The organism is Bradyrhizobium sp. MI1.3, from assembly GCF_055811695.1.
The window spans coordinates 1-25,210 of the sequence record NZ_JBVVPQ010000089.1 but is presented as its reverse complement, the minus strand read 5'-3'; the positions used below and the strand labels follow the sequence as shown (position 1 = coordinate 25,210).

At 62.6% G+C, this 25,210-nt stretch carries 19 protein-coding genes and 2 pseudogenes; 13 read left to right on the top strand and 8 right to left on the bottom strand.

What is annotated here, in order from left to right; all coding sequences use genetic code 11:
* Positions 1–207 precede the first annotated feature (207 nt).
* Positions 208–1,398: an ABC transporter substrate-binding protein gene (locus AC0L3A_RS35735; RefSeq protein ID WP_007601970.1), complete on the bottom strand. Its 1,191-nt coding sequence runs from the start codon at positions 1,396–1,398 to the stop codon at positions 208–210.
* Positions 1,399–1,921: 523 nt separating this feature from the next.
* Between AC0L3A_RS35735 and AC0L3A_RS35730 the strand changes: the two genes are divergently transcribed.
* Positions 1,922–2,197: a hypothetical protein gene (locus AC0L3A_RS35730; RefSeq protein WP_473256129.1), complete on the top strand. Its 276-nt coding sequence runs from the start codon at positions 1,922–1,924 to the stop codon at positions 2,195–2,197.
* 39 nt (positions 2,198–2,236) lie between these two features.
* Here the strand turns inward: AC0L3A_RS35730 and purU are convergent, their stop codons facing one another.
* Positions 2,237–3,100: a formyltetrahydrofolate deformylase gene (purU, locus tag AC0L3A_RS35725; RefSeq protein WP_473256128.1), complete on the bottom strand. Its 864-nt coding sequence runs from the start codon at positions 3,098–3,100 to the stop codon at positions 2,237–2,239.
* A 142-nt stretch (positions 3,101–3,242) separates the two neighbouring features.
* Here purU and AC0L3A_RS35720 point away from each other — a divergent pair, with 142 nt between their 5' ends.
* Complete coding sequence (locus tag AC0L3A_RS35720) at positions 3,243–4,082, top strand: uroporphyrinogen-III synthase (RefSeq protein ID WP_473256127.1); 840 nt, start codon at positions 3,243–3,245, stop codon at positions 4,080–4,082.
* 16 nt (positions 4,083–4,098) lie between these two features.
* Here AC0L3A_RS35720 and AC0L3A_RS35715 read toward each other — a convergent pair whose 3' ends face one another.
* From AC0L3A_RS35715 to AC0L3A_RS35705, 3 genes are all read right to left on the bottom strand, one after another.
* A complete protein-coding gene (locus AC0L3A_RS35715; protein ID WP_007601966.1) occupies positions 4,099–4,779 on the bottom strand; it encodes a redoxin domain-containing protein in 681 nt (226 codons plus the stop codon).
* Positions 4,780–4,800: 21 nt separating this feature from the next.
* Entirely contained in the window at positions 4,801–8,124 is a 3,324-nt protein-coding gene (locus AC0L3A_RS35710) for an adenylate/guanylate cyclase domain-containing protein (RefSeq protein ID WP_473256126.1), read from the bottom strand.
* 129 nt (positions 8,125–8,253) lie between these two features.
* Positions 8,254–8,931: a Crp/Fnr family transcriptional regulator gene (locus AC0L3A_RS35705; RefSeq protein WP_473256130.1), complete on the bottom strand. Its 678-nt coding sequence runs from the start codon at positions 8,929–8,931 to the stop codon at positions 8,254–8,256.
* Positions 8,932–9,262: 331 nt separating this feature from the next.
* Here AC0L3A_RS35705 and AC0L3A_RS35700 point away from each other — a divergent pair, with 331 nt between their 5' ends.
* From AC0L3A_RS35700 to AC0L3A_RS35675, 6 genes are all read left to right on the top strand, one after another.
* A complete protein-coding gene (locus AC0L3A_RS35700) occupies positions 9,263–10,084 on the top strand; it encodes an ABC transporter ATP-binding protein (protein WP_007601963.1) in 822 nt (273 codons plus the stop codon).
* On the top strand, positions 10,081–12,012 hold the full coding sequence (locus AC0L3A_RS35695; protein ID WP_473256125.1) for an AMP-binding protein: 1,932 nt from the start codon (positions 10,081–10,083) through the stop codon (positions 12,010–12,012). Before AC0L3A_RS35700 ends, AC0L3A_RS35695 begins: the two co-directional genes overlap by 4 nt.
* Positions 12,013–12,235: 223 nt before the next feature.
* Positions 12,236–13,129, top strand: a complete 894-nt coding sequence (locus AC0L3A_RS35690; RefSeq protein WP_027519025.1) for a branched-chain amino acid ABC transporter permease — start codon at positions 12,236–12,238, stop codon at positions 13,127–13,129.
* 3 nt (positions 13,130–13,132) lie between these two features.
* Entirely contained in the window at positions 13,133–14,206 is a 1,074-nt protein-coding gene (locus AC0L3A_RS35685) for a branched-chain amino acid ABC transporter permease (protein WP_473256124.1), read from the top strand.
* Between the two features lie 46 nt (positions 14,207–14,252).
* Positions 14,253–15,536 carry an ABC transporter substrate-binding protein gene (locus tag AC0L3A_RS35680; protein WP_473256123.1) on the top strand — a complete coding sequence of 428 codons (1,284 nt, stop codon included), beginning with the start codon at positions 14,253–14,255 and terminating at the stop codon, positions 15,534–15,536.
* Between the two features lie 162 nt (positions 15,537–15,698).
* Complete coding sequence (locus AC0L3A_RS35675) at positions 15,699–16,538, top strand: ABC transporter ATP-binding protein (protein WP_473256122.1); 840 nt, start codon at positions 15,699–15,701, stop codon at positions 16,536–16,538.
* A gap of 65 nt (positions 16,539–16,603) precedes the next feature.
* Here AC0L3A_RS35675 and AC0L3A_RS35670 read toward each other — a convergent pair whose 3' ends face one another.
* Positions 16,604–17,749 (bottom strand): AGE family epimerase/isomerase, encoded by a 1,146-nt coding sequence (locus tag AC0L3A_RS35670; protein WP_473256121.1) that lies wholly within the window; start codon positions 17,747–17,749, stop codon positions 16,604–16,606.
* A gap of 86 nt (positions 17,750–17,835) precedes the next feature.
* Between AC0L3A_RS35670 and AC0L3A_RS35665 the strand changes: the two genes are divergently transcribed.
* Positions 17,836–19,059: a phenylacetate--CoA ligase family protein gene (locus AC0L3A_RS35665; protein WP_473256120.1), complete on the top strand. Its 1,224-nt coding sequence runs from the start codon at positions 17,836–17,838 to the stop codon at positions 19,057–19,059.
* A 1,172-nt stretch (positions 19,060–20,231) separates the two neighbouring features.
* On the top strand, positions 20,232–20,903 hold the full coding sequence (locus AC0L3A_RS35660) for an SGNH/GDSL hydrolase family protein (RefSeq protein WP_473256119.1): 672 nt from the start codon (positions 20,232–20,234) through the stop codon (positions 20,901–20,903).
* Between the two features lie 548 nt (positions 20,904–21,451).
* Here the strand turns inward: AC0L3A_RS35660 and AC0L3A_RS35655 are convergent.
* Together AC0L3A_RS35655 and AC0L3A_RS35650 are read right to left on the bottom strand one after the other, a co-directional pair.
* Complete coding sequence (locus AC0L3A_RS35655) at positions 21,452–21,811, bottom strand: hypothetical protein (protein WP_473256118.1); 360 nt, start codon at positions 21,809–21,811, stop codon at positions 21,452–21,454.
* Between the two features lie 785 nt (positions 21,812–22,596).
* Complete coding sequence (locus tag AC0L3A_RS35650; protein WP_473256117.1) at positions 22,597–23,157, bottom strand: D-glycero-alpha-D-manno-heptose-1,7-bisphosphate 7-phosphatase; 561 nt, start codon at positions 23,155–23,157, stop codon at positions 22,597–22,599.
* A 384-nt stretch (positions 23,158–23,541) separates the two neighbouring features.
* Between AC0L3A_RS35650 and AC0L3A_RS35645 the strand changes: the two genes are divergently transcribed.
* From AC0L3A_RS35645 to AC0L3A_RS35635, 3 genes and pseudogenes are all read left to right on the top strand, one after another.
* Positions 23,542–24,402, top strand: coding sequence for a YqaJ viral recombinase family protein (locus AC0L3A_RS35645; protein WP_473256116.1), 861 nt, complete (start codon positions 23,542–23,544; stop codon positions 24,400–24,402).
* Positions 24,386–24,837: pseudogene (locus AC0L3A_RS35640) on the top strand (ERF family protein); the annotation flags it as partial. The gene AC0L3A_RS35645 and the pseudogene AC0L3A_RS35640, both read left to right, overlap by 17 nt.
* Positions 24,838–24,877: 40 nt before the next feature.
* Positions 24,878–25,210: pseudogene (locus AC0L3A_RS35635) on the top strand (transposase); the annotation flags it as partial.

Genomic DNA, 25,210 nt, shown 5'->3' with positions numbered 1-25,210 from the left:
TCCCCAGATCCTCTTCAGATGTCTCTTAGAGAATCGCAGATTCGCGATTTACGCAAAGCCCTCGCTTGCGGGAGAGGGTTGGGGAGAGGGTGCCTCAACAACGAAGACTCCCCCAGAGGAGAGAACCCTCACCCGGCGCTTTGCGCCGACCTCTCCCGCAAGCCAAGCGGGAGAGGTGAGAGTTCCGGGATGACGCGCTTTCGCGCGTCACTTCTTGGTCTTGCCGAGATCCTTGACGGCCTCGAAGGTCGCGAACTCGACGTTGTAAAGCTCGCCGTCGACCTTCTCGACCTTCCGGATGTAGATGTTCTGCACGATGTCGCGGGTCTCGGGGTCGATCGAGATCGGGCCGCGCGGGCTCTCCCATTTCTGGCCCTTCATGGCTTCGACCAGCTTGGTGCCGTCGGTGTCGCCATTGGTCTTCTTCAGCGCTTCGTAGATCAGGTGAATGCCGTCATAGCCGCCCACCGCCATGAAGCCCGGCCGGTTTCCGTAGGCCTTCTTGTAGGCCGCGACGAAATCCTTGTTCATCTGCGAGGGATGTGCCGCCGAATAGAGGTGCGCGGTGACCGTGCCCAGCACGGCGTCGCCCATGTTGTTGAGGAGGTCGTCGTCGGTCACATCGCCCGGTCCGATCACCTTGATGCCGGCCTTGTCGAGCCCGCGTTCGGCATACTGCTTCATGAAGTTACCGCCTTGGCCGGCCGGCACGAACACGAAGATCGCGTCAGGCTTGGCGTCCTTCATGCGCTGGAGGAACGGTGCGAAATCGGGATTGGCGAGCGGCGTCTTCACCTCTTCGACCACCTCGCCGCCACCGGCGGTGAAGTTCTGCTTGAAGAAGTTGAGCGCGTCATTGCCCGGCGCGTAGTCCGAAGTCAGGGTCGCCACCTTCTTGATGCCGTTTTTCACCGCCCAGTCGGCGATGATGGTGGAGGACTGCGCCAGCGTGAAGCTGGTGCGCACGATATAGGGCGAGCGCTCGGTGATGATCGAGGTGCCGGCCGCCATCACGATCTCCGGGATCTTGGCTTGCGTGGCCAGCGGCGCCGCCGCGAGCGCGGCCGGCGTCACGCCGAAACCGGCGATGAAATTGACCTTGTCGTTGACGATCAACTCCTGCGCGGCGGTCTTGGTCTTGTCGGGAATCGCAGCATCGTCCTTGAGGATGATCTCGATTTTCTTACCGGCGACGGTGTCGCCCTTCTGCTGCATGTAGAGCTTGATCGCGTTCTCAATCTGCTTGCCGGTCGAGGCCTGGCCGCCGGTCATCGGCAGGATCAGACCGACCTTGACGCTATCCTCGGCCTTGGCCGGTGCGATGGCCGCAAGGCCCGCGATGGCGGCAGCTGCTGCAGCCCAAACAGTCCTACGAGACAGTTGTTTGCGTTCGAACATCAGATGTCCCTCCCCTTCATTCCTGATCTCTTGTGCGCTGGACCGAGTGCCCGATCCTTGCCTTAAGTTTAGCTCACGCACGCGTGATGTCGCGCGCCACATGGCGTCTTTCGCGCCCTTATTGTCAATCGGACGTTTGGCGACCATTCCGCGCAAGCCGAGCGTTCCGATTGCCGACGGCAGAAGCGATATCGGGTGACGTCCGAGTAAACCCGGCATCGCGATTGCAGTCGCTTATCATTTGTACGATTGTACAAACAAAATGGACCTGTCAACGAAAAAGCCCTATCTCCCGATCAAGGCGCTTTGTCGCGAGCTCTTGCCGCAGTCTAGAAACGCTGTCAGCCGGGTGGATGGAGGATTTCGTCTTTTGTTTGCAGAATTTGAACATCGGCAGGGCCTGGGTCGGCACACTCCGGTATCAAATTACCCACCTCGAATAAGTCTATTTTACCTGTTGAAGGCTACTCTCCCGGCGACAGCCTGACCTGGCGTCCAACACGACTGACCTCGCCTCCGTACAATGCCCAGACCCTTCCGTTCCCTCCTGATCCTCCTCGCGCTCTCCGCGGGCCTGTCCGGCTGCGGCACCGTCAACGAAAAGCTCTCGTCCGGCATGGGCGACTACGTCCCGCAATGGGCCGGCGGCTTGCCGGCGGACGCCCCGCCGCGGGCGGGGACGCCGCAATACGATGCCTACATGAAGGAACGCGAGCGCAAGCGGCTGATGCCGGCAGCGGATCGCGAAAAGGAAGAGCAGGCGCAGAAGGGCACGGCGTCCGGCAGCGCGGTGCGCTAGAAAGCGCCCCTCGCCGCTTGCGGAGAGAGGTGACGCAAATCAATCCACGAACACCACGGTCTTGCGGCCGTTGAGGATGACGCGGTCGTTGAGATGGTAGCGGATCGCGCGCGCGAGCACGCGGCGCTCGATGTCGCGGCCCTTGCGGACGAGATCCTCAGGCGTATCGCGATGGCTGATGCGCTCGACGTCCTGATCAATGATCGGGCCCTCGTCGAGGTCGCGGGTGACGTAGTGCGCGGTGGCGCCAATCAGCTTGACGCCACGCTCATGGGCCTGGTGATAGGGTTTTGCGCCCTTGAAACCTGGCAGGAACGAGTGGTGGATGTTGATGCAGCGTCCCGACAGGTTTGCCGAGAGATCGTCCGACAATATCTGCATATAGCGGGCGAGAACGACGAGATCCGTGCCGGTCTTGGCGACGAGGTCGAGGATCTGCGCCTCCTGCTCGCGCTTGGTCTCTTTCGTAACAGGCAGATAGTGGAACGGAACCCCGCCGAAATCGAGCCCGTCATAGACCTCGCGCGGATGGTTGGAGACGATGGCGGCCAAAGTCATCGGCAGCTCGCCGGTGCGCCAGCGATAGAGGATGTCGACCAGGCAGTGATCGGACTTTGACACCAGCAGCATCACCTTGCGATGCGCGGCGCGATCGCGCATCTGCCATTCCATGCCGAAGCGCTCGGCGATCGCGGCGAAGCCGGTCTGCAGCGCCGACAGCTCCACGGCGAGGTCGGCGGCGGTGAACACCACCCGCATGAAGAACTTGTTGGTCTCGATGTCGTCGAATTGTTGGGCGTCGAGGATGTTCTGTCCGGAATTCGCCAGGAAGGTCGACACCGCCGAGACGATGCCGGGACGATCCGGACAGGACAGGGTCAGGACATATTGATGATCGGGCATGGGCCTTGATGAAGGTTTGGGCAACGGCTGCGGGAACAACCCGCGATTTGCGCCCTGCTCTATCACCGACCCCACCTTGCGCCAATCCCGACCGTGGAGTCAGGATGAACGCACCATTGCTTTGACTGACCGGAGTTCACTCATGGCCGACCGCTTGAACGGCACCCGCATCCTGATCCTGGAAACGCGCGAGGAGGCGCAGTTTTCGAAGCTGCTGGCCGAGCAAGGCGCCGAGGTCGTGCAATGCCCGATGTTCACGATCCAGGATGCGCCGGACCCCGCCCCGGTCGAGGCCTGGATCCGCCGCGCCGTCGACAGGCCCTTCGACGATCTCGTGCTGATGACCGGCGAAGGGCTGCGGCGGATCATGAAGCTCGCGCGAACCCGTGGTCTCGACCAGGCCTTGGTTGCTTCCCTCGCCCGATCGCGAAAATTCACCCGCGGCCCGAAGCCCGGCAAGGCGCTACGCGAGATCGGGCTCGAGCAGCAGCAGATGACGGAGAAGCCGACCACCGAGGGTGTGATCGAGATGCTGGGCAAGCTCGACCTGAACGGACGTCGCCTCGGCCTCCAGCTCTATCCCGACAAGGACCACAGCGCGCTGACCGGCGCGCTCGCCGCGCAAGGTGCCGAGGTCGATACCGTGTTGCCTTACGTCTACGATCCAAAGGCTGCGGACGCCAGCATCGTCAATGCAATCGACGACATGGCGGAAGGGCGGATCGACGCCATCGCACTGACCAATCTCGGCCAGGTCCGCCGTCTCCTCGAAGCTGCGAGGGCGCATGGCAGCGAGGCGCGCCTGCGCGCAGGATTCGAGCGGACGCTGATCGCGTCAGTGGGGCCGGCCGTCTCCGGCGAGCTCGTAGCGCTCGGCTTGCGCACGGACATCTCGCCGGTGGAAGACCACTATTTCATGCGCCCGCTGATCTCGGCGATGGCGGCAGCATTGGTGGACAAGCGGCCGAAGGTGGCGGAATGATCGCCAGACGCGGTGCCTAGCTTGCCATCTGCGAGGCGGCCGACATCAGCTCCTGCGGGCTCGGCGCGGCAAACATGCGATGGCCGCCTTCGGGCACCTCGGTAAAGCTCCAGCGCACAACCCCCTCGCGGTCGAGCAGAAACTGCCCGAAGAGCTGGCCCTGGCCGGTTGCCGCCATGCGCTGATCGGCTTCCGTTATCTCATAGCCGTCCTTGTTATTGAGGTACTCCGCGGCCGCGGGCCGGTTCATCGGGCCAGGCAATTCGCCGGGCATGTCGACTTGCATGCTCATGACCACGTTCATGCCGACCTTGTGCGGCCACTCGGTCTCGTTCTCCGTGAACTCGAGATTGGGCAGGCCGAACGCGCGGTGCGAGATCCGCTCGGGATCGGACGCAGCGAGCAGGTTGGGCAACGGATGGTAACGGAAATAGAGTCGCGCGCGCTCGATCGGCGTGTTGACCACCGTGAGACTTTCGACGCCTTTCTCGTGCAAGGCGGCATCAAGTTGGGCCTGTGCCGCGATATGGCGGCGGCAGAACGGGCAATGCAGCCCCCGATACAGGCCCACCAATATCGGGCTTTGTCCGCGAAAGTCTTCGAGCGCGATCTTTCCGTCGCGTGTGATCGCGTCCAGCACGACGTTCGGTGCACGATCGCCCGGTTGAAGTGGTCCCTCGACGTGACGTTCAGACATGATGGCACTCCTTCACATGATCTAGTCAAGAAACGGCAGTACGATCAGCCCTGCGGGATCAAGCCCGTGCCGCGTGCAGACGTCCTGTGCCAGCGCGAAATATCGCTCGGCCTCGGGCATGTCGCCTCGATCAAGGTTCAGCGTCGCAAGACCATCATAGCATGGAAACAGCTGCTGCGGCTCGCCGGTTTCGCTCGCCACCTCGATTGCCTCATTGTAGCAACGAGCAGCCAGATCGGGCCGGAAATGGCATTGATGGATTTGCCCGAGCACGATCAACGGCACGGAGAGATGCTCGCGCTGATCAAGCGCGCGGTCGATTTCGATCGCCTTTTCGGCGGCCGGCACCCCCTCCTCAGTACATTTGTCGGTGAAGGTGCAACAGGCAACGGCAAAATTGGCGAGAAGGCGCGCCTGGAACCCGAGATCGCCGATCCGACGCGCGACATCGAGTCCGCGCCTGCAAATCTCCACGGCTTTCGCAGGGTCGACAATCGTGTAGAGCACACCGAGATTGGTGTAACCGCGGCAGGCCACGTTGAGGAGACCGGCGGCCTCGGCTGCTGCGACACTTTGCTCCACCTCGCGGACCGCCTCCTGGTGTCGGCCAAGCCGCGCCAGTGCCACCCCCTTGGTGTTGAGCGACTCTGCAATGGCGCGCGCCGTCTCGAATCCGACTTGCCTGTCGGCGTCCGCCGGTACGCTTCGGGCGTAGCCAAGCGCCTCGTCCGCCCATCTCGCGGCGGCCACGTGATCGCCCGTGCGAAACGAAAGACGGCCGCGCTCTTGCAGGAGGTGCGCCCACTCGATGGGCGCGTCGGTCCCTCCCAGCCGTTCGGCCGCCTCGGCATAATGCGCCTCTGCCTTGATCCGCTTGCCGGCGTCCCACAACAATCGGCCAAGCTTGCGGAGAATTCGCGCTTCGCTGATGCGGTCCTCCGCATTGCGATGACCTTCCAGGGCACTCTGGTAGTGCTCCTCAGCCGTGATCCTCCGGCCGGCCGCGGCACACAGCTCCGCGATCCGCTCGCAGAGGATCAGGCGTTCGGGCTCCCGTTCCCCGCCGGCCAACAACACGGCGAGAGCCTGTTGGTAGAAGCGAATGGCATCGTCATTGGCGTAGGTCGCGCGGGCGCGATCGCCGGCCGCGCGCAGATAGCGCGCACCTTTCGGCTTGCTCGCGCTCAGGCTGAAATGGTGTCCGAGCAGAATGAGGTCCTCGAGGCGCTCGGGCTCATTGCCATAGAGCCGCTCCAGCGCGGCACCAATCCGTCCATGGAGCTCGATCCGACGCTGCAAGAGCAGGTTTTGATAGATCACGTCCTGAAGCATGGTTTGCGTAAAGCGATAAGATCGCAGCGAGATCGAGTTCGCACCCGCGACCTCCTCGACAATCTCGGCATCGCACAGAAGTTCGAGCCCCGCTTCCACCTTGGTCCTCTCAGATGCCATCGCGCCGAGAAGAGCCGCATCAAAACGGGGGCCGATCACCGCGGCCTCCTGGGCCAAGCGGCGCACCTCATGCGGCAGCCGGTCCAGGCGCGCCAGTAACAGGGCCTGAATGCTTGCCGGTATACCGGCGGCGGCTTCATCTGACTTGATCCGCCACCGTGAACCGTCACGCTCCAAGGCGCCAGCTTCGATGAGACCGCGGATGATTTCCTCAAAGAAGAGTGGATTGCCGCCCGCGCGCTCGAGGATTCGGCTGAACAGATTGCCCGGCGGTTCACTCCAGCCGTGGCTGAAGTAGGCCGCGAGCAGCTTTTGTCCGTCTGCATCACCAAGCGGAAGCAATCGAAGGGTTGTATGGCTGATCCGTCCCGAGCCGAACTGATCCAGTTCCAACATGGGCCGATGCGTAAACAACAGCATCAGCCGCGTACGCTCCAGCCGGTCCATCAGGAATCGCAGCGCTTCAAGCGATACGGCATCGGCCCAGTGCAGATCCTCGACAATGATCAGGAGCGGCGACAGGACCAGGCGCCGTTCGAACACGGTACGAATCGCAAAGAATATCTGCCGCCGAAGCTGCTCGGGCTCGACGTGCTGCAGCGCGGCGTCCGGATCGCCGAGGCCGAGAACGTGGAAATAAAGGGGCATCAGGCGATCGGCCTCTTCGACCGCAAGGCCGAGCTCCGACAGTGCCGTCGCCAGCTTGGCCTGGGCCTCCGCCACGGTCGCCTTTTGCGCGATGCCGTAGGCGCTGCGCAGCACAGCGGCAAGGGTGCCATAGGACTGTTCGCCCAGCGGCGAGCAGACAGCGCGCCGGATCGCCACGCCGGCGAAACGGTCCACATCGCGGGCGTGGGCAACGAATTCGTCCACCAGACGCGTTTTGCCGATGCCGGCTTCACCGACCAACCGCACCAGCTGCGCCGCGCCGCCACACGCGAGATCAAGATTGTCGACTAGACGGGCGAGCTCGGCGTCGCGCCCAATCACCGGCGCACTGAGGCCCAGCGTATCGAGGCCGCGTGCCGCACGGGGCGTGTCGAGCGGTCCGTTCAAGCGATGGACCAGGACGCTGCCCATCTTGCCCTTCAGCGAGACCTCGCCAAGCGATTCATATGAGAATGCATGCCGCGTAAGACGGTAGGTCAGCGGCCCGACCAGCACCTCGCCCGTGGAGGCCATCGACTGCAATCGTTGAGCCGTATTCACCGTATCGCCCGTGACCGAGTAGGATTTGGCAACTCCAACACCCAGTCCCCCAGCAACCACGTGCCCGGTGTTGATGCCGACATGAAGCAGGAGCGGTGACCCGGCATACGCCTTTGCACGTTCGCTGAGTTGCGCCGTTCGGCCGATCATGTCGAGCGCGGCGCGGACGGCCCGCTCGGGGTCGTCTTCGTGCGCGGCCGGCGCTCCGAATAGCGCAAGCAGCGCGTCGCCGATGAATTTGTCCACGAAGCCGCCAAAGCTTTGCACCGCCGCCGTTAGCTCCTCGAACAATTCGTTCTGAAGCGCCTGCATGACTTCAGGATCGAGTCGCTCGCTCATCGTGGTGAAGCCGCTAAGGTCAGCAAACAGCACGGTAATGGTGCGGCGGTTGGCTTCGCTGTCGATCTTGTCCGGCTGCGATCGAAACCCGTATAGGGCGTCGGCCGTCGGCGCCAGCGGTGGCGAGGACGCCCTGGTCGGGATTGTCACGCGGCTGGCCTGAATTGATGCCTGCCCGCCGGCCTTGGAGGCTTCACTGACGAGGGCGCCGCATTTCGGGCAGTACGCGAAATCCGGTGCGCACGCATAGCCGCAGCCGGGGCAGGCGTTCGGCTGCTTCGTGCCGCATTTCGGGCAGAAGGCAAAGCCGCTCTGAACCTCGGAACCGCAACAGGAGCAGTTCATGGGTCGAGACCCCGCGGGCGCCGCGATGGCGCAGTCTGCTGGACCCGGTCAGATGGGCCCAGGATCCCGGCAAGGATGGGCTCGTCGTGCCGGAAGAGCAAGCGGTGGGTTGCGGCCGCGAACGCGGCTTCACTCCTCCCCGTATCCCCTTAGCCGCTCGATATCCAAAATGGTCACGCCGCCGTACTCCAGCCGCAGCAGCCCCTCTTTCTCCAGCCGGTTCAGCGCGCGGTTGGCGTTCTGGCGGGACATGCCGGAAAGCGCGCCGATCTCCTCCTGGGTGACCTCCAGATGCGCGGTGGATTCCGGATAGAGGATCGGATTGAACAGCGAGGCGATGCTGCGGGCAAGCCGCGCGGTGGCATCCAGCGTGCGGTTGACTTCGAGCATACCGATGAACTGGCCGAGCCGCTCGTTGAGCTGGCGCACCAGGAAGCGGTTGAAGCCGACGCTGTTCTCGAACAGCCACATGAAGGCGCTACGCTCCATCAGTGCGACGCGGCTGTTGCGCAGCGCCACCACGTCATAGCGGCGCGGTTCGTTCTTGAGCACGCTGCCCTCGCCGAACCAGGCCCCGGCCGTCAGCCCGGCAAGACTCGTCTCCTTGCCGTCGCGCGAGACCCCGCCCATCCGGGCAAGGCCGAAGACCATGCCGGCCCAATAGTCGAACGTATCGCCGCGCATGAAAACGGTCTCGCCCGTGCCGTAGGACCGCTCCGTGATCCCGGTACGAGCGACCTCGATCTCCGCTGGCGTGAGCTCGCGCGACCAGGCAGCGACGCGCTTCAGTTGATCCTCTGAAATCATGATCCCGAAGCCAGCCGCACCGTTCGTCACTCCTGTTCTGCTGCAACGCAGCATGACCGTTTCGACCACCATCCAACGAAAGATGGATGATCCCCCATCCAAAAACTTTGTCGCAGAATTGTCAGGCGGGGGACATTTCAAAATAGCGCTTTCCCCTATTGAGGACCACCTCGGGCGATGCGGCTTTTGATCCCAAACGGGAAGGGAGCGGCGCGGCTCCGGTCGAGACCATCTGCTGCATGGCCTCACCGGCACGGTCGTACTAGGATCGCACGACAGAAACGGACGAAGAGCGCCACTGAAAGCGCCATCACCGGGAGGGATCTGTTTGGTGGCTACCAGTCTTGAAGTGCGCGGCGTGTCCTTGCGATTCGGCGGCGTTCGTGCGCTGACCGATGTCGGCTTCGCCATCAGGGAAGGCGAGCTGTTCTCGATCATCGGCCCCAACGGCGCCGGCAAGACCTCGATCGTGAACTGTATTTCCGGCCGCTACAAGCCGACCGAAGGCCAGTTGTTCTACCAGGGCCGCGACATCACCGGCCTGACGCCCAACGCGCGCGCTTCGCTCGGCATCGGCCGCACCTTCCAGAACCTGGCGCTGTTCCACCATATGAGCGTGCTCGACAACATCATGGTCGGCCGCCATCACCTCCTGAAGAACAATTTTCTCACGGGCTCGCTGTACTGGCTCACCGGCGCGCGCAAGGAAGAGCTCGAGCACCGCCGCAAGGTAGAAGAAATCATTGATTTCCTCGACCTCCAGTCGGTGCGAAAGGCGCCGGCCGGCACCCTCTCCTACGGCTTGCGCAAGCGCGTCGAGCTCGCCCGCGCCATGGCGCTGGAGCCGCGCCTCATTCTCCTCGACGAGCCGATGGCCGGCATGAACTTCGAGGAGAAGGAGGACATGGCCCGGTACATCGTCGATCTCAACGAGGAGTTCGGCATGACCGTGGTGATGATCGAGCACGACATGGGCGTGGTGATGGACATCTCCCACCGCGTCATGGTGCTGGATTTCGGCCGCAAGATCGCCGAGGGCGATCCGGCCGCCGTGCTCGCTGATCCCCACGTCAGGCGCGCCTATCTCGGCGAAGAGGACGAGGTGCTGGTGGACCCTGACGATGCTCCGCCGGCGCAGGAGAGCGCGGCATGATGGATTACGCAGGCCGCGTCGCCCAGGCCGACACCTATCCGAAAATGCTCCGGCTCAATGCGAAGGAGTACGGCAACGAGATCGCACTCCGGGAGAAGGATCTCGGGCTCTGGCGCCCGTTCACCTGGAACGCCTACCAGACGCGGGTGCGCGATTTCGCGCTCGGCCTCATCGAACTGGGCCTTGGGCGTCAAGACGTCATCGGCATCATCGGCGACAACCGGCCGGACTGGGTCGCGGCGGAAATCGCCACTCATGCGGTTGGAGGCTTGAGCCTCGGGCTCTATCGTGACGTGCTCGACGAGGAAGCCTCTTATCTCCTCAATTATGGCGAGGCGCAGCTCGTTTTCGCCGAGGACGAGGAGCAGGTCGATAAGCTGCTCACGCTGGCCGACCGCGTCCCAAAGCTGAAGCACATCATCTATTCCGATCCGCGCGGCATGCGGAAATACGACGATCCGCGTTTGATGTCGGCGGAGACGTTTGCCAAACTCGGCCGGGCTCGGGCTACGCGCGAACCGGAACTCTACGATCGGCTGGTGGATGCGACCAAGGGCGAGGACGTCGCGATCCTCTGCACGACGTCAGGCACCACCTCGCATCCCAAACTTGCGATGCTCGCGGCCGGCCGTGTGCTCGGCCATTGCGCGACGTATCTGGCTTTCGACCCGAAAGGGCCAGACGACGAATACGTCTCGGTGCTGCCGCTGCCCTGGATTATGGAACAGGTCTATGTACTCGGCAAAGGCCTCTTGTGCCGGATGAAGATCAACTTCGTCGAGGAGCCCGAGACCATGATGAACGATCTGCGCGAGATCGCGCCGACCTTTGTCCTGTTTGCACCGCGCGTTTGGGAATCGATTGCCGCCGACGTCCGCGCCAGGGTGATGGACGCAACGCCGTTCAAGCAGCGCCTGTTCGGCATCGGCATGAAGAGCGGACTTGCCGCGCTCGAACAGGGTGAACGTTCCGGCTTTGCCGACGCGATCCTGTTCCGTGCATTGCGCGACCGCCTCGGATTCACCCGGCTGCGTTCAGCCGCAACCGGCGGCGCGGCACTCGGGCCCGAGACCTTCAAGTTCTTCCAGGCCATGGGCGTGCCGCTGCGCACGCTCTACGGCCAAACCGAGCTGCTGGGGGCCTACACGCTGCATCCCGCGGGCAAGGTCGATCCCGACACCACCGGCGTGCCGATGGCCGACAGCGTCGAAATCCGCATCGACAATGCCGACGTTCACGGCGTCGGCGAGATCGTGGTGCGGCATCCCAACATGTTCCTCGGCTATTACAAGAACCCGGAGGCGAGCGTCGCCGACGTCAGGGATGGCTGGATGCTATCCGGCGACGCCGGCTATTTCAATGCGAATCGCCAGCTCGTGGTCATCGACCGCATCAAGGATCTCGCCGAGACCTCGCGCGGCGAGCGCTTCTCGCCGCAATTCATCGAGAACAAGTTGAAGTTCTCGCCCTACATCGCGGAAGCCGTGGTGCTGGGCTCGGGGCGCGACGCGCTCGCGGCGATGATCTGCATCCGCTACTCCATCATCTCGAAATGGGCGGAGAAGAACCGGCTCTCGTTTACGACCTACAGCGATCTGGCCTCGCGGCCCGAGGTCTATGCGCTGCTCAAGAAGGAAGTCGAGACCGTCAACGCCACGCTGCCGCAGGCGCAGCGCATCTCGCGCTTCCTGTTGCTCTACAAGGAGCTCGACGCCGACGACGGCGAGCTCACCCGCACGCGGAAAGTGCGCCGCAGCGTCATCAACGAGAAATACGAAGGCATCATCGACGCGATCTACCGCGGCCAGGCCGACATCCCCGTCGACACCATGATCCGGTTCCAGGACGGCACCACGCAAAGGGTGCGGACGACGCTGCGAGTGGTGGATCTGGGCGGACACGGGCAGCTCGCGGAGGCGGCGGAGTGAGCCTACTTCGAACCGAGAGCGCGATGCGGATCGATGCGACCTCTCCCCTTGCGGGAGAGGGCATCTCCGCTATCAGCCAAGACCCCACTCGGGTGAGGGGTCCTCTCTCCACACCGTCGCTGCGGAGACAACCCCTCACCCGGCTTCGCCTTGCGAAGCCACCCTCTCCCGCAAGGGGAAAGGGTGCACCGTCATCGCTTCTGCATTTTAAACGGACATCGGCATGAACACCGCCTTCCTCATCCAGCTCCTGGTCAACGGCCTTGTGGTCGGCACGCTCTATGGCGTGGTCGCGATGTCGTTTGTGCTGATCTACAAGGCCTCGCAGGTCGTCAATTTCGCGCAGGGCGAGCTCTTGCTGGTCGGCGCCTGGGTGTGCTGGACCTTGCTCGCGAAATACCAGGTGCCGTTCTGGATCGGCATGCCGATGACGCTGGTGTTCATGTTCGTGTTCGGCATCGCGGTGCAGGTCCTGATCCTGCGACCGATGATCGGCGAACCCATCATCTCGGTCATCATGGTGACGATCGGCCTCTCCACCGTGCTGCAGGCCACGCTGAAATGGATGTTCGGCGTCAATCCGCAGCCGTTCCCGCGCGTGTTCGAGAGCCAGTCCGTCAGCCTGCTCGGGCTCCAGATCCAGACCGTCTATGTCATGAGCCTCGTCGTCTCGATCGCGATGATGATCGGCATGGCCTGGTTCTTCCGCGCCTCAAAGTACGGCCTTGCGATGCGCGCCACTGCGTTCAACCAACAGGTCGCGCAATCGCTCGGCATTTCCGTGAAAAGCGTGTTCGCGATGGCCTGGGCGATCTCCGCAACGGTGTCGGCGGTTGCAGGCGTCGTGGTCGCGGTCGTGAACGGCGTATCCTCGGGCCTTGCCGCCTATGGGATCAAAGTGTTTCCGGCTGCGATCCTCGGCGGGCTCGATTCCGTCGGCGGTGCCGTGCTCGGCGGCATCATCATCGGATTACTCGAGAACATCGCGCAATATGTCGACAGCGAATACCTTCACTGGGGCAATCTCTACGAGATCGCGCCGTTCTACGTCCTCATCATCGTGCTGATGATCAAGCCCTACGGCCTGTTCGGCACCCACGACATCGAACGGATCTGACCCATGGCCGGTCCCGCCCTCATCCCTGCTGGTGATTTCCGCACCTCTTACGCGGCTGACACCACGATCTTCCCGACCACGACCAGCCGCAACTTTGCGATCGTCGGCGTGCTGGTGCTGTGCCTGGTGCCGCAAGTCCTCGGCGGCTACTGGCTCAGCATCCTGATCCAGATCGGCATCTTCTCGATCGCCGCGCTTGGCCTCAACATCCTGGTCGGCTTCACCGGCCAAATTTCGATCGGCCACGCCGCCTTCTTCCTGCTCGGCGCCTTCACCTCTGCCTACATCTCCAACAGCGCATCGATCCCGGTGTTCTTCGCGATCCCCCTCGCGGGAATCGTCACTGCGCTGGTCGGGCTGATCTTCGGCATCCCGGCGGCGCGGCTGAAGGGGCTTTACCTCGTCATCGCGACGCTCGCGGCACAATACATCCTGCTCGACTTCTTCTCCCGCGCGGAGTGGTTCACCGGCGGCTCGGTGCCGGCCAGCGCCAGTCCGTTCTCGATCTTCGGCTACACGCTGCGCGGCGACAGGCAATATTTCTACGTTGTGCTCGCCTACGTGGTTGCAAGCTACGTCCTCGTCACCAACCTGATGCGCACGCGCGATGGCCGCGCGCTGGTGGCGATCCGCGACCATTATCTCTCCGCGGAGATCATGGGCATCAACCTCACAAAGTATCGCACGCTGTCGTTTGGCCTCGCCGCATTCTTCGCCGGCATCGCCGGCGCGCTCTATGCGCACTACCAGCTCGTGGTATCGCAAGAGGGTTTCGGCATCGAACGCTCGATCCTGTTTCTCGCCATGATCATCATCGGCGGCACCGGTTCGATCATGGGTACGCTGATGGGCACCGCGTTCGTGGTGCTGCTGCCCGAGACGATGGAGTTCCTCAGCGTGGCGCTGAAGGGCGGCGCGATCGACAAGGCGCTGTCGCTCAACAACAACATCACCTTCCTGCGCGAGATCGCGATCGGGGTGATCATCATCGCGTTCCTGATGTTCGAGCCTGACGGGCTCGCGCATCGCTGGCGACAGATCAAGGCGTACTGGAAACTCTACCCGTTCTCGCATTGAGCGCGGGCAACTCGCTAACCAACAAATAAACAGGAGGAGGCAACCAATGAAGACAAAATCCCTTTTGAGCACCGCGTCACTTGCGCTGGCGATCGCCGCATTCTCGTCAGGCGCGCAGGCGCAGATCGCGATCGGTCATCTCGCCGATTATTCCGGCGGCACGTCCGATGTCGGCACGCCCTACGGCCAGGCCGTCGCCGACACCTTCGCCTGGGTCAACAAGAACGGCGGCGTCGGCGGCAAGCAGCTCAATGTCGACACCAACGATTACGGCTACCAGGTGCCGCGCGCGATCGCGCTCTACAAGAAATGGTCGGCGCCTGACAGCAAGGTCGCCGCGATCATGGGCTGGGGCACCGCGGACACCGAGGCGCTGACCGGCTTCCTCGCCCAGGACAAGATCCCCGACATGTCCGGCTCCTATGCCGCCGCGCTCACCGACCCCGAAGGTATCAGCGGCAAGGCCAAGCCCGCGCCGTACAATTTCTTCTACGGCCCGAGCTATTCGGACTCGCTCCGCGCCATGCTGATGTGGGCGGCCGAGGACTGGAAGGCCAAGGGCAAGCCCGGCAAGCCGAAATTCGTCCACATGGGCGCCAACCACCCTTATCCGAACGCACCGAAGGCCGCCGGCGAAGCCATGGCGCAGGAGCTCGGTTTCGAGGTGCTACCGCCGCTGGTGTTCGCGCTCGCGCCGGGTGACTACAGCGCGCAGTGCCTGAGCCTGAAATCCTCGGGCGCCAACTACGCGTATCTCGGCAACACCGCCGCGTCCAATATCTCGGTGATGAAGGCCTGCAAGACCGCCGGCGTCGACATCCAGTTCATGGGCAATGTCTGGGGCATGGACGAGAACGCCGCCAAGACCGCGGGCGATGCCGCCGACGGCGTGATCTTTCCGCTGCGCACCGCGGTGAGTTGGGGCGGCGAGGCGCCCGGCATGAAAACGGTGATGGAGATCTCGAAGATGTCCGACCCGACCGGCAAGGTCTATCGCCCGGTGCACTACATCGCGGCAGTGTGCTCGGCGCTCTACATGAAGGAGGCGATCGATTGGGCCGCCAAGAACGGCGGCGCCACCGGCGAGAACGTCGCCAAAGGCTTCTACCAGAAGAAGGACTGGGTGCCGGCCGGGATGGAAGGCGTCTGCAATCCCTCGACCTGGACCGACAAGGACCACCGCGGCACGCTGAAGGTCGACCTCTACCGCACCAAGATTGCGGGCGCGACCGACGGCGACCTCAACGACCTCATGGCCAAGGGCGCGATCAAGCTCGAGAAGGTCAAGACCGTCGAGCTCCCGCGCAAGTCGGAATTGCTGGGCTGGTGAGCCTCGCTTTCGCCCTCCGCACAACTATCATCCTCCGCGAAGGCGGGGGATCCAGTCCGCCGCGGCTTCCCGGTGAATCTCCGGCGTCTCTGGAATACTGGGTCACCCGCCCCAGTGCGATTGCGCACAAGGCGGGTGACGACATCGAGAGAGTAACTGACCATGAGTGAAGCGGCTCACATCGAGCGCCCCTCCCCCGGCGTTGTACCCGCGCCGCCTCTCCTTGCCGTGCGCAACATCGAGGTCGTCTATGACGACGTCATCCTGGTGCTGCGCGGTCTCAGCCTCGACGTGCCCAAGGGTGCGATCGTGGCGCTGCTCGGCGCCAACGGCGCAGGCAAGTCGACGACGCTGAAGGCGATCTCCGGGCTGCTCAAGACGGAGGACGGCGAAGTCACGCGCGGCGAGATCCTGTTCGAGGGCGAGCGCATCAACGGCATCGATCCCGACAAGATCGTCCGCCGCGGCATCTTCCAGGTGATGGAAGGCCGGCGCATCGTTGCCGACATGACCTCGCTGGAAAACCTCAAGCTCGGCGCATTCACCCGCAGGGACCGCGAGGTCGGCGCCGATCTCGATATGGTCTTCGACTATTTCCCGCGCCTGAAGGAGCGCACCGGGCTTGCCGGTTATCTCTCCGGCGGCGAGCAGCAGATGCTCGCGATCGGTCGCGCGCTGATGGCTCGCCCGAAGATGATCCTGATGGACGAGCCATCGATGGGCCTGTCGCCGCTGCTGGTGAAAGAGGTGTTCTCGATCATCCACAAGATCAATCGTGACCTCGGCGTCACCATTCTCCTGGTCGAGCAGAACGCCCGCGCCGCGCTGTCGGTGGCAAGCCACGGCTACATCATGGAGCAGGGCAAGGTCGTGCTCGACGGCCCCCCCGACGAGTTGCGCGACAATGAGGACGTCAAGGAATTCTACCTCGGCGGCGCTGGCGACCAGCGGAAGAGCTTCAAGAACCTCAAAAGCTTCAAGCGACGCAAGCGCTGGCTCTGACATGTCGTTTTCGAGCGAAGTGGGGACCGGTTCGCGTGAAGCAAACGCGTCAACACAACACACTCTTACTGCAGCACCTGTTCCGCTTCCGTGACTGCGCAGAGAACATGATAGAACGACGACGCAGGAATGGTGTCGATCAGCGATTTGCCATCGCGGTCGAACTGGTCGTACCAGCCGCCCCGCACGGGATGGCTGAGATAATGCCGTTCGAGCCGCGCCAGCGCCATGCGCGCCTCGTCCGCCGCGCCGGCTTCGCCGGATTCGGCCTGCGCGATCCACGCCTTCGCAAACTCGGTTTGCGGCCACAGCCGGCGCGTGCTGCGGCGAATCTTGCCGGCGTCGTCACCCTCGTCGATCAGGCAGCCGGTGGCCTCGTCGCGATAGCGCAGCGCGGTTTCCAGCAGCTCGGCGCGCCGCTGTCCGGTCGGGCAGCCCGTGATGCGTTCGAACCCCTTCAGCAACCAGACCCATTCCGCCTGGTGGCCGGGCTCGACGCTGACTGGCGCGATCTTCGACCAGTCCTCTTCGAAATATTCGCCGAGCGCGCGCGTCCGCTTGTCGTAGAGATTGGCGAGGAACAGCGCGAAGAACTCGCCGGCACGGTTCTGGAACGACAAATCGTGGGTCGCGTCGAAGCACGCGATCATCGCCTCGAACAGATGCATGTGCGGGTTCTGCCGGCGCGGCAGCGAGACCGGAAGGCCTTCGTGGACGCCGCCGTGCGGCGAGCGCAGATGGACGTCGAGGAAGGCGAGCAGCGCGTCGATCTCGGCGCGAATTTGCGCGTCCTGGTCGAGCGCATAGACGGCCGCGAGCGCAAACAGGATGAAGGCGTGGTCGTAGGCGTCGCGCCGGCCGTCCAGCACCGCGCCCTCCGGCGTCAGCCGGTGCACGTAGCCGGGCCGGCCGTCGGGCGCCTTTGCTTTGGCGAGCAGATGCTCGAGCCCCTTCAGTGCGATGGCGCGCCCCTCAGGGTACCAGCCCATCTGCGCAGCCTTGGCGTAGCACCAGATCTGACGGGCCTGCACGAGCACGCGCCGCGGCGCGGCGCTGTCCGCCGTGCCGTCGCGGTGCAGCCGATCGATGAAACCACCATGGTCCCAGCCAACCGTCGACCACAGCGGCAGCGCCTCGTCGATCATGCGGCGCTTCAGGCGCGGCACGACGTCCGACGCCTCGTCCGCCGCACTGATTCCCTCGTCCGCCATCGCGTCCTCTTCAAACCTCGCCCATGGCCGTCTGATACCCATGCCGGCGGCGGCGCGCAACGGATGCCAACCCGGAAAGATCAGCCATGACCGGCCATTACGACGCCCTCGAGACGCGCGAACAAGCCGCGCGCGAGGCCGATCTGTTCTCCCGCCTGCCAGGCGTGCTGCATTCTGCGATGACCGCGCCCGCCTATGCCGATCGGCTGAAAGGCGTCGACCCGGCCGCCGTGACCTCCAGGGCGGCCCTGGCGGGCCTGCCGGTGCTGCGCAAGTCGGAACTGCCGGCCCTGCACAAGGCCTCCACGCCCTTTGGAGGGTTCGTCGCGGCGGCGCCCGGCTCGTTCGCCCGCCTCTTCACCTCCCCCGGGCCGATTTTCGAGCCGGAGGGGCGACAGGCCGACCCCTGGCGCGGCGCACGGGCGCTGTTCGCGGCCGGGTTCCGGCCCGACGACATCGTGCTCAACACCTTCAGCTACCATCTCACCCCCGGCGGCTTCATCTTCGATGCGTCGGCCCGCGCGCTCGGTTGCGCCGTAATCCCGGCCGGTCCAGGGAATACCGAGCAGCAATTCGAGCTGATCGAGGCCTACCGTCCCGTCGGCTACAGCGGCACGCCGGACTTCCTGAAGATTTTGCTCGATGCTGCCGCAAGCTCGGGCCGCGACGTCACCTCGATCAAGCGTGCGCTGGTCTCGGGCGCGGCCTTCCCGCCCTCGCTCCAGGCCGAGATCAAGGCACGCGGCATCGACGCCTACCAGGCCTTCGGCACCGCCGATCTCGGCATCATCGCCTTCGAGACCAGCGCGCGCGACGGCATGGTCGTGAACGAGAATCTCATCATGGAGATCGTCAGGCCCGGTACCGGCGATGCAGTGGCGCCCGGCGACGTCGGCGAGATCGTCGTGACCTCGCTCGATCCGCACCATCCCTGGATCCGGCTCGCTCTCGGCGACCTCACCGCAGCACTGCCGGGCACCAGCCCCTGCGGGCGCACCAACATGCGCATCAAGGGCTGGATGGGCCGCGCCGACCAGACCACCAAGGTCAAGGGCATGTTCGTCCGCCCCGAGCAGGTCGCCGAGATCGGCAAGCGCCATTCCGCGCTCGGAAGACTACGCCTCATCGTCACGCGCCAGGGCGAGGCCGACGCAATGACGCTGAAAGCGGAAACGGGGGCCGCGAGCGATGCGTTGCGCGAGGAGATTGCAGGCACCTTGCGCGCAGTGACGAAACTCGGAGGCGAGGTTGAATTGGTGAGACCCGGCGCGCTGCCGAACGACGGCAAGGTGATCGCGGACGAAAGGTAAATGCCGGCCCGGGTCTATCGGGAATTAGCAGGGCAAATTCAATCAACGACCCGCGCTGATCCAGATGAACGCGCGGAAGAAACAACGAAAACAACGCCTTGACCGCAAAATTCCCGTAAATCGATTGCGGGAATTCGCTCCTCGGTTTGCGGGAACGCGACGGCTGTGGCGCAAATGATCGCGGCGTCTGGGCTCGGCGACGCGCTTCATGCCATCTCAAGAGCTGAGCAGATCCTCGAGCACGTCCTTCGTGTGATAGATTGCGAAGACCAGTTGCTCATCGTGACCATCGTCAGCATCCGACATTACGGCTGCGATACCGGCCATCGGACGCAATCGGACAGCGGGCCCTCCAAGTCGCGAAATGCTTGTGCCTGGTGCGTGTCCCATGGCGATGCTCGTTTGCCATCGGCGGGGAATTGCATGAGCTTGCTCATTGCTGCGCCCGTTTCGCCTTGCCTCACGGCAAGATCGAATAGCTCCGAGAGAAGGAGGCGAGCTGCGTTCAGGCACCGTTCCAGAGTAGCGCGCCCTCGTCGAGGTGCGGATCGATCCGCAGTATTTCGCCGCTCGGAAGCTTTCCAGCAATCGTTACTGCGATGGAAACTCTAGTGCGGGGCTGCCGCAGGGGGTTGCGCTGTCGGCTGGCGCGCTACCGGCAGGTAACGGGGAAGTCGACGGCTCGGACGTGGGTTTCGGGACGGCTGCCGGGGCTTGTGAGGACGTTGGACTGGCTCGGGACGGGCTGGGAGAGTCGCCGGTGCGTTTCCCCGCTTCGGGCTGTCCGATGGGGTTTGAGCGGACGCTTGGGACGGAAACATAATTCTTTCGATGGTCAGTTTGGTTTCTCAAGATTTGGCTTCTAAGGGCCGCTTGCCGTGGTGGACGGCAAAGCCGAGGTGTTAGAACGAGCCTTGAGGACTCGCGGCGCAGCCTTGGGGTTTCCCCTTAGACATCAGCCGCAGACTTGGCGGCCCTCGGTATTGCTACGCCACCCCCGTGATAGGTCACATCCAGGTCAGCGCACCCGCCAAGGTGCAGCCATCGTGCTAAAGCCCGCCAAGGCTCGTCGCGCAGGTCGATCCACTGCCAAGCGGTGCTGATGCCTCGGAAAAAGATGTCGGCGATTTCGGCGGCGGCCGGTATCACTACAGGGAGATAGATTCATTGAGTTGACTCTGTTCGGGATTGTGGTGGTAAATGGGCATATGCTCCGGCTGCTGCTGATGGTCCTGCTCGTTGTAAGCAACGCGACTACATTCTATTTCACCAAAAAGAGCTCTCGGCCCAAGCCGTGGGAACGAGACCCGTCATCGCTTGCGCTATTGGCTCAATCGTCAGGTCATCCTTCTGTTTTGGTCATTGGCGACAGTTTGACCGCTGGGGCCTTTCTCCCTGCAGAAGTCTGTGGCCGCCACGTCATCAACGCCGGCATAAGAGGAGCTAGAGCCTCAACGTTCATATCGTTTGCAGAGGACGCGCGAGCACTTGGCCTGAGGCCCGACTTGATCGTCATCGCACTCGGGATCAATGACGCCCAAGCCCCCTATCGGACTGACTTCGCTGCCGCATACGGACTGCTCATCGAAAATCTACCGGGTGCACCGCTAGCGCTTGCCACTCTCGCTCCTGTCGGTAGTGCCGCGAAGATAAACGTTGCCATGATGTCGACGGTGGACAAAACAATTAGAGAAACCGCCTCAGCCAAGCAATCGACACTGATTGACCTTGGCACCATCGCACAATTTGACACTATTGACGGTATGCACCCTACGAAGGACGCTCGCCATTTATGGGTTTCGGCGATGACCGCTGGCATAAAGAAGGGTCTTAGCTGTAGCTAGGTCCTCCATTATTAGGAAATTCCCCGGCAGACGCTCACGCGACGGAAGCAAATGGCTCGTAAGTTCCAAATCAGTATTTTGGCCGGACAGGGACGGTAGAGACCGTGGTGGGTAGCGGTCAAGAAGCTGCAAAGTCTGACGTTGCGTAAGCCTAGGCCTGGTAGTTAACCAGCGCGACGTCCGCTTGCGCGGAAGAGCTGACAGCAAGCTTCCAATCCCTCAACTCAGGTCGACTAGTCGCCTCACCGAGGGACCTGCGGTTGTCATCGATGACAGCGGTCACGCCATCGATGAACGCTTGACACTCAGCGTAGGTCTTGAACGTGCCCTTCCCAAAGAGGAAAACGGTGCGCCCGTGACCCTTTCCGAAAAGTATTGGCCGACGTATCCGCCGCCTTCCCCTTTGAGCTCAATGCAACCAAGGCTTTGCGCTGACTTGAGGTCTGTCTCGGGTAGCTTGATCCGCACACGTGTCTCCGTGATTCACGGCGGGCTCCGCCGGGCTAAGGACGTTAGCGGCGTCAGCGTCAACTGGAGTGTTTAGCAGATCAGCGCTTCGCCGCGTTACCAGCCAATTCCATCGCTAAGTCCAGAGCTGCAACTCCAATTTGATCTGAAGAGTTAGATTTGCAGCGCCGGTCCATCCAAGCAACGATCGCGGAGAGATCGCCTCCGCCGACAATGTCCCTCTCAGCACTCACGTTTCGTCCGCTGACGAAACCCACGACCCAGGATTCAAAGGCTGCCTTTACGACTAAGTTCTTCTTCCTATTCAGCCAGGCGATACAAGATTGCGAGCCAGCGCCCACGATGGTTGATCCGGCGTTCAGCGACGTCGGCAAGAGTAGCATCATCACGATGGCTAGCGCTCGTTTCATCTTTTCCTCAACCGACAACGGGTATTCCAAGGAGGCTCTATCTGTTGCTTTGCCCGACGGCGCAAGTCCAGTTTCGATTTTCTCGATGCGCCTGCGTATGGCGATTCTACGGCCGATCGCTATCTCAGGCTCGAATCCGGCCAGTGAGGAACCTCATCGGCGCGGCGGGATCGACGCCAGCTCTGCCGCACCATCGCGTAGAGCACAAATAAACCGAGGTGATCGCGACAGCCAGTAGTGGGAAAATGTCGTTCATGCAGCCTCCAAGACTTTGAAATCCTAGCAGCCCGTCCAATCGGCGCGGCGCTCCCCGGCCTAAGACCCTACACCGCCAATGTCCTGCTCAACTCGTGGTTCTCATCCGGCATTCCGCTTCACGTGTTTGAGCCCTCGCCGTTGCCGCGAGAGAGCAGCCTTCTCATACCGTTCCAAGCTCGATAAATATCTCATTTGCTTTGGTTCCGCGCCCTTAATCACCTCCAAGATCAGAATTAACCTAAGAGCTCGCAGGCGATCCTGGCGACTCCTAGCTTGAGCCAGATCTTGAACTGCGACATCCATGTCCGCCCCTTTGAAGTCTTCAGCAAGGACTGCATCGAAGCCAGCGAAACCAGAACCAGCGGGTTCGTCCCAACGAGATAAGCCATGCCGATAGGCATTGCGGCTCGATGCTACTTTGCCAGCGCTTGTTTGCGGCCCGGTACTCCTCGCTGCGTTTGCGCGATTGGCTTCGATCTGTCGCTTTGACGCCAATTTGCCTCCTTGATTTCTCTACTTAGCAGTCGAGCAATCCCTTTGCCGACGAGACCACGGCCTCAATCCTCGGTTCCGGCTTCTCCACGATGCGATGGTGACCGCTCCGGAGGATACGACGAATCCGTCAATAACGGCGCAATGAACGTGTGGAGGTTTGATCCATCAAACAGATAGGCTGCTATTCCGGCCGCTTGCGCCGCAGCAAGATCGCTCTGCTTGTCACCGACCAGGAAGCTAGCATCGATGTCCACCGAATACCGCTCAAGGAGGGCTCTGATCATGCCCGGCCGCGGCTTACGACAGTCGCAGAGGACACGGTAACGCTCAATCAGACCGTCGGGGTGATGTGGGCAAAATTCGAACGCATCGATACGGGCATCAACGATAGCAAGTTCACGCGACATCCATTCGTGCAGATCGCGAACATGCCGCTCCTCGTAAAGCCCCCTCGCAATTCCTGATTGGTTGGTCACGATAAACGCAAGATACCCGGCGTGATTGACTGCTTTGACGGCCTCTTGGGCTCCTTCTACCCACCGGATCTTGCCGGGGTCGAAAGCATAGCCATCGTCCTCATTGAGGACGCCATCGCGATCGAAAAATACTGCCGGACGCCTCAAATCTCACAGGCCCAAATTGGAGGGGATACCCGCCGATCTTCCGACAATCACGGCTTCATTTCAACATGTCATGCGACGGGACAACACCGCGAGCGCGCCTTTTGCATCTGGGTCTTCGCTGCGTGAATTGGCTTCGTTTTGTCGGTTTGATACCGGTCAGCCTCGTCCCGTCCCTGCCCTAAGCGCGTGAGAACAAGAGCCATTCCTGCCGCTAAAACGAGCAAGATTGTTGCGGCAGAAAGGACTGGCCTTGATCCGCGATTGGAGCGTTACTGATTCGACCGGGCGCCACCATCGATCGTAGCGCCGGTATCTCGCCTCGCGGAAGCGGGGCTTCAGGCAGTGCGGCAATTGGAGCCGCTTGTTTTTGCGTAGGAGATACCGGTGACAACAGTTCAAACAAACGGGGCTGATGCGCCCAATCACATTATCGGGTTCAACGCCAATGACCGCCGCCACTTCATCGGCGGCTCGGATGCGCGTGTCATCATGGGTGACGATCAGGACAAGCTCATCCGCCTTTGGCAAGAGAAACGTGGAGAGGTCCCACCAGAAGATCTCTCGGATAATCTCATCGTCCAGCTCGGCACGATAACAGAGATCCTCAATCGCGCCTGGTACCAGCGTTCAACAGGACAAACCATCTCGGACATCCAGAAGCGGGTTCGGCATCCCGTGCACAAATGGATGGCGGCAACACTCGATGGCATGTTCGAGCAGACTGGAGCGGTGTTCGAGGCCAAGTTCATGCTGCCCTGGGCGTTCACGGAGGAGGCCGCCGCCGAAAAGCATATGGCACAGCTGCAGCATAATATGTGGGTGGTCGCCGCTCGCTCGTCCGTACTCGCGATCATCACCGGCGGTGGCAAATGGGTTGAGATCAAAATCCACGCCGATCCGCTCTATCAGCATCTGCTCCTCACCGCCGAGAAGAAATTCTGGCGCTGCGTTCAGAGCGGCGAGACGCCTCTGCTCTTCAACATCGAAACGCCGCGACCAAGGCTGGAGCCCGTTAAGGTCGTCGATATGTCTTCGTCCAATGCCTGGGCCGAGTTCGCTGCAACCTATCTCCGCACCAAGGATGCCCACGGGGCGCACGAGCTCTCCAAAGCTGAGTTGAAGAAGCTCGTGCCCGAGGATGCCAAGGAGGCAAGCGGGCACGGGACCAAGGCCAAGCGCTCCAAGTCCGGCGCCATCAGCTTCGACGCTCTCGCTGTGGAGGCCTCCGATGCATCAATCCAGTGAGCGGATCGGGGCGATCGCGGGCGCCCTCGCCCGGACGCAGGCCGAGCTTACCACCCGGAAAAGACGCTCACGGCGGTAATCCGGTCCCCCTTCCCGCGGGAGGACGACCGGACGTTCCGCTACGCCTCCTTGGCCTCCGGCCTGGACCTTGTCCGCAAGACCCTCAGCAAGCAGGAGATCGCCACCGTCCAGACCACACGGATCGACTCCAGCAGCGGCCAAGTGCGTCTCACGACCCTGGCGCATGCCTCCGGCGAATGGATCTCCTCCGATTGGCCGGTCTGCGCCGCAAAGGAGGTCGAGGCACCGCATCGGATGGGAGCCTCATTGATCTATGCCCGCCGCTAGGCCCTGTTTGCTCTGGTTGGCATTGCCGGTGAGGACGACCTCGATGTCCCCGATGCAATCGCCGGACCTCCCGCGGCTGAACCGCCCCGGGTTTGCCGGAGGCTCCAACTCCTGAGAGGATGGAGCCATGACAAGCAAGACCACGAACAAGTTTTCGCCTGAAGTCCGCGACCGTGCGGTTCGGATGGTTCTGGATCACGCCGGCGAGCACCCGTCGCGCTGGGCGGCAGTGACCTCGATTGCGGCCAAGATCGGCTGCACACCGCAGACGCTGCATGACTGGGTCAAGAAGGCCGAGATCGACAGCGGGCAGCGGGCCGGTGTCCCGACTGAGATGGCCGAGAAGCTGAAGGCCCTGGAACGGGAGAATCGTGAGCTGCGGCAGGCCAACGAGATCCTGCGCAAGGCAAGCGCTTATTTTGCGATGGCGGAGCTCGACCGCCGGTCCAAGCCATGATCG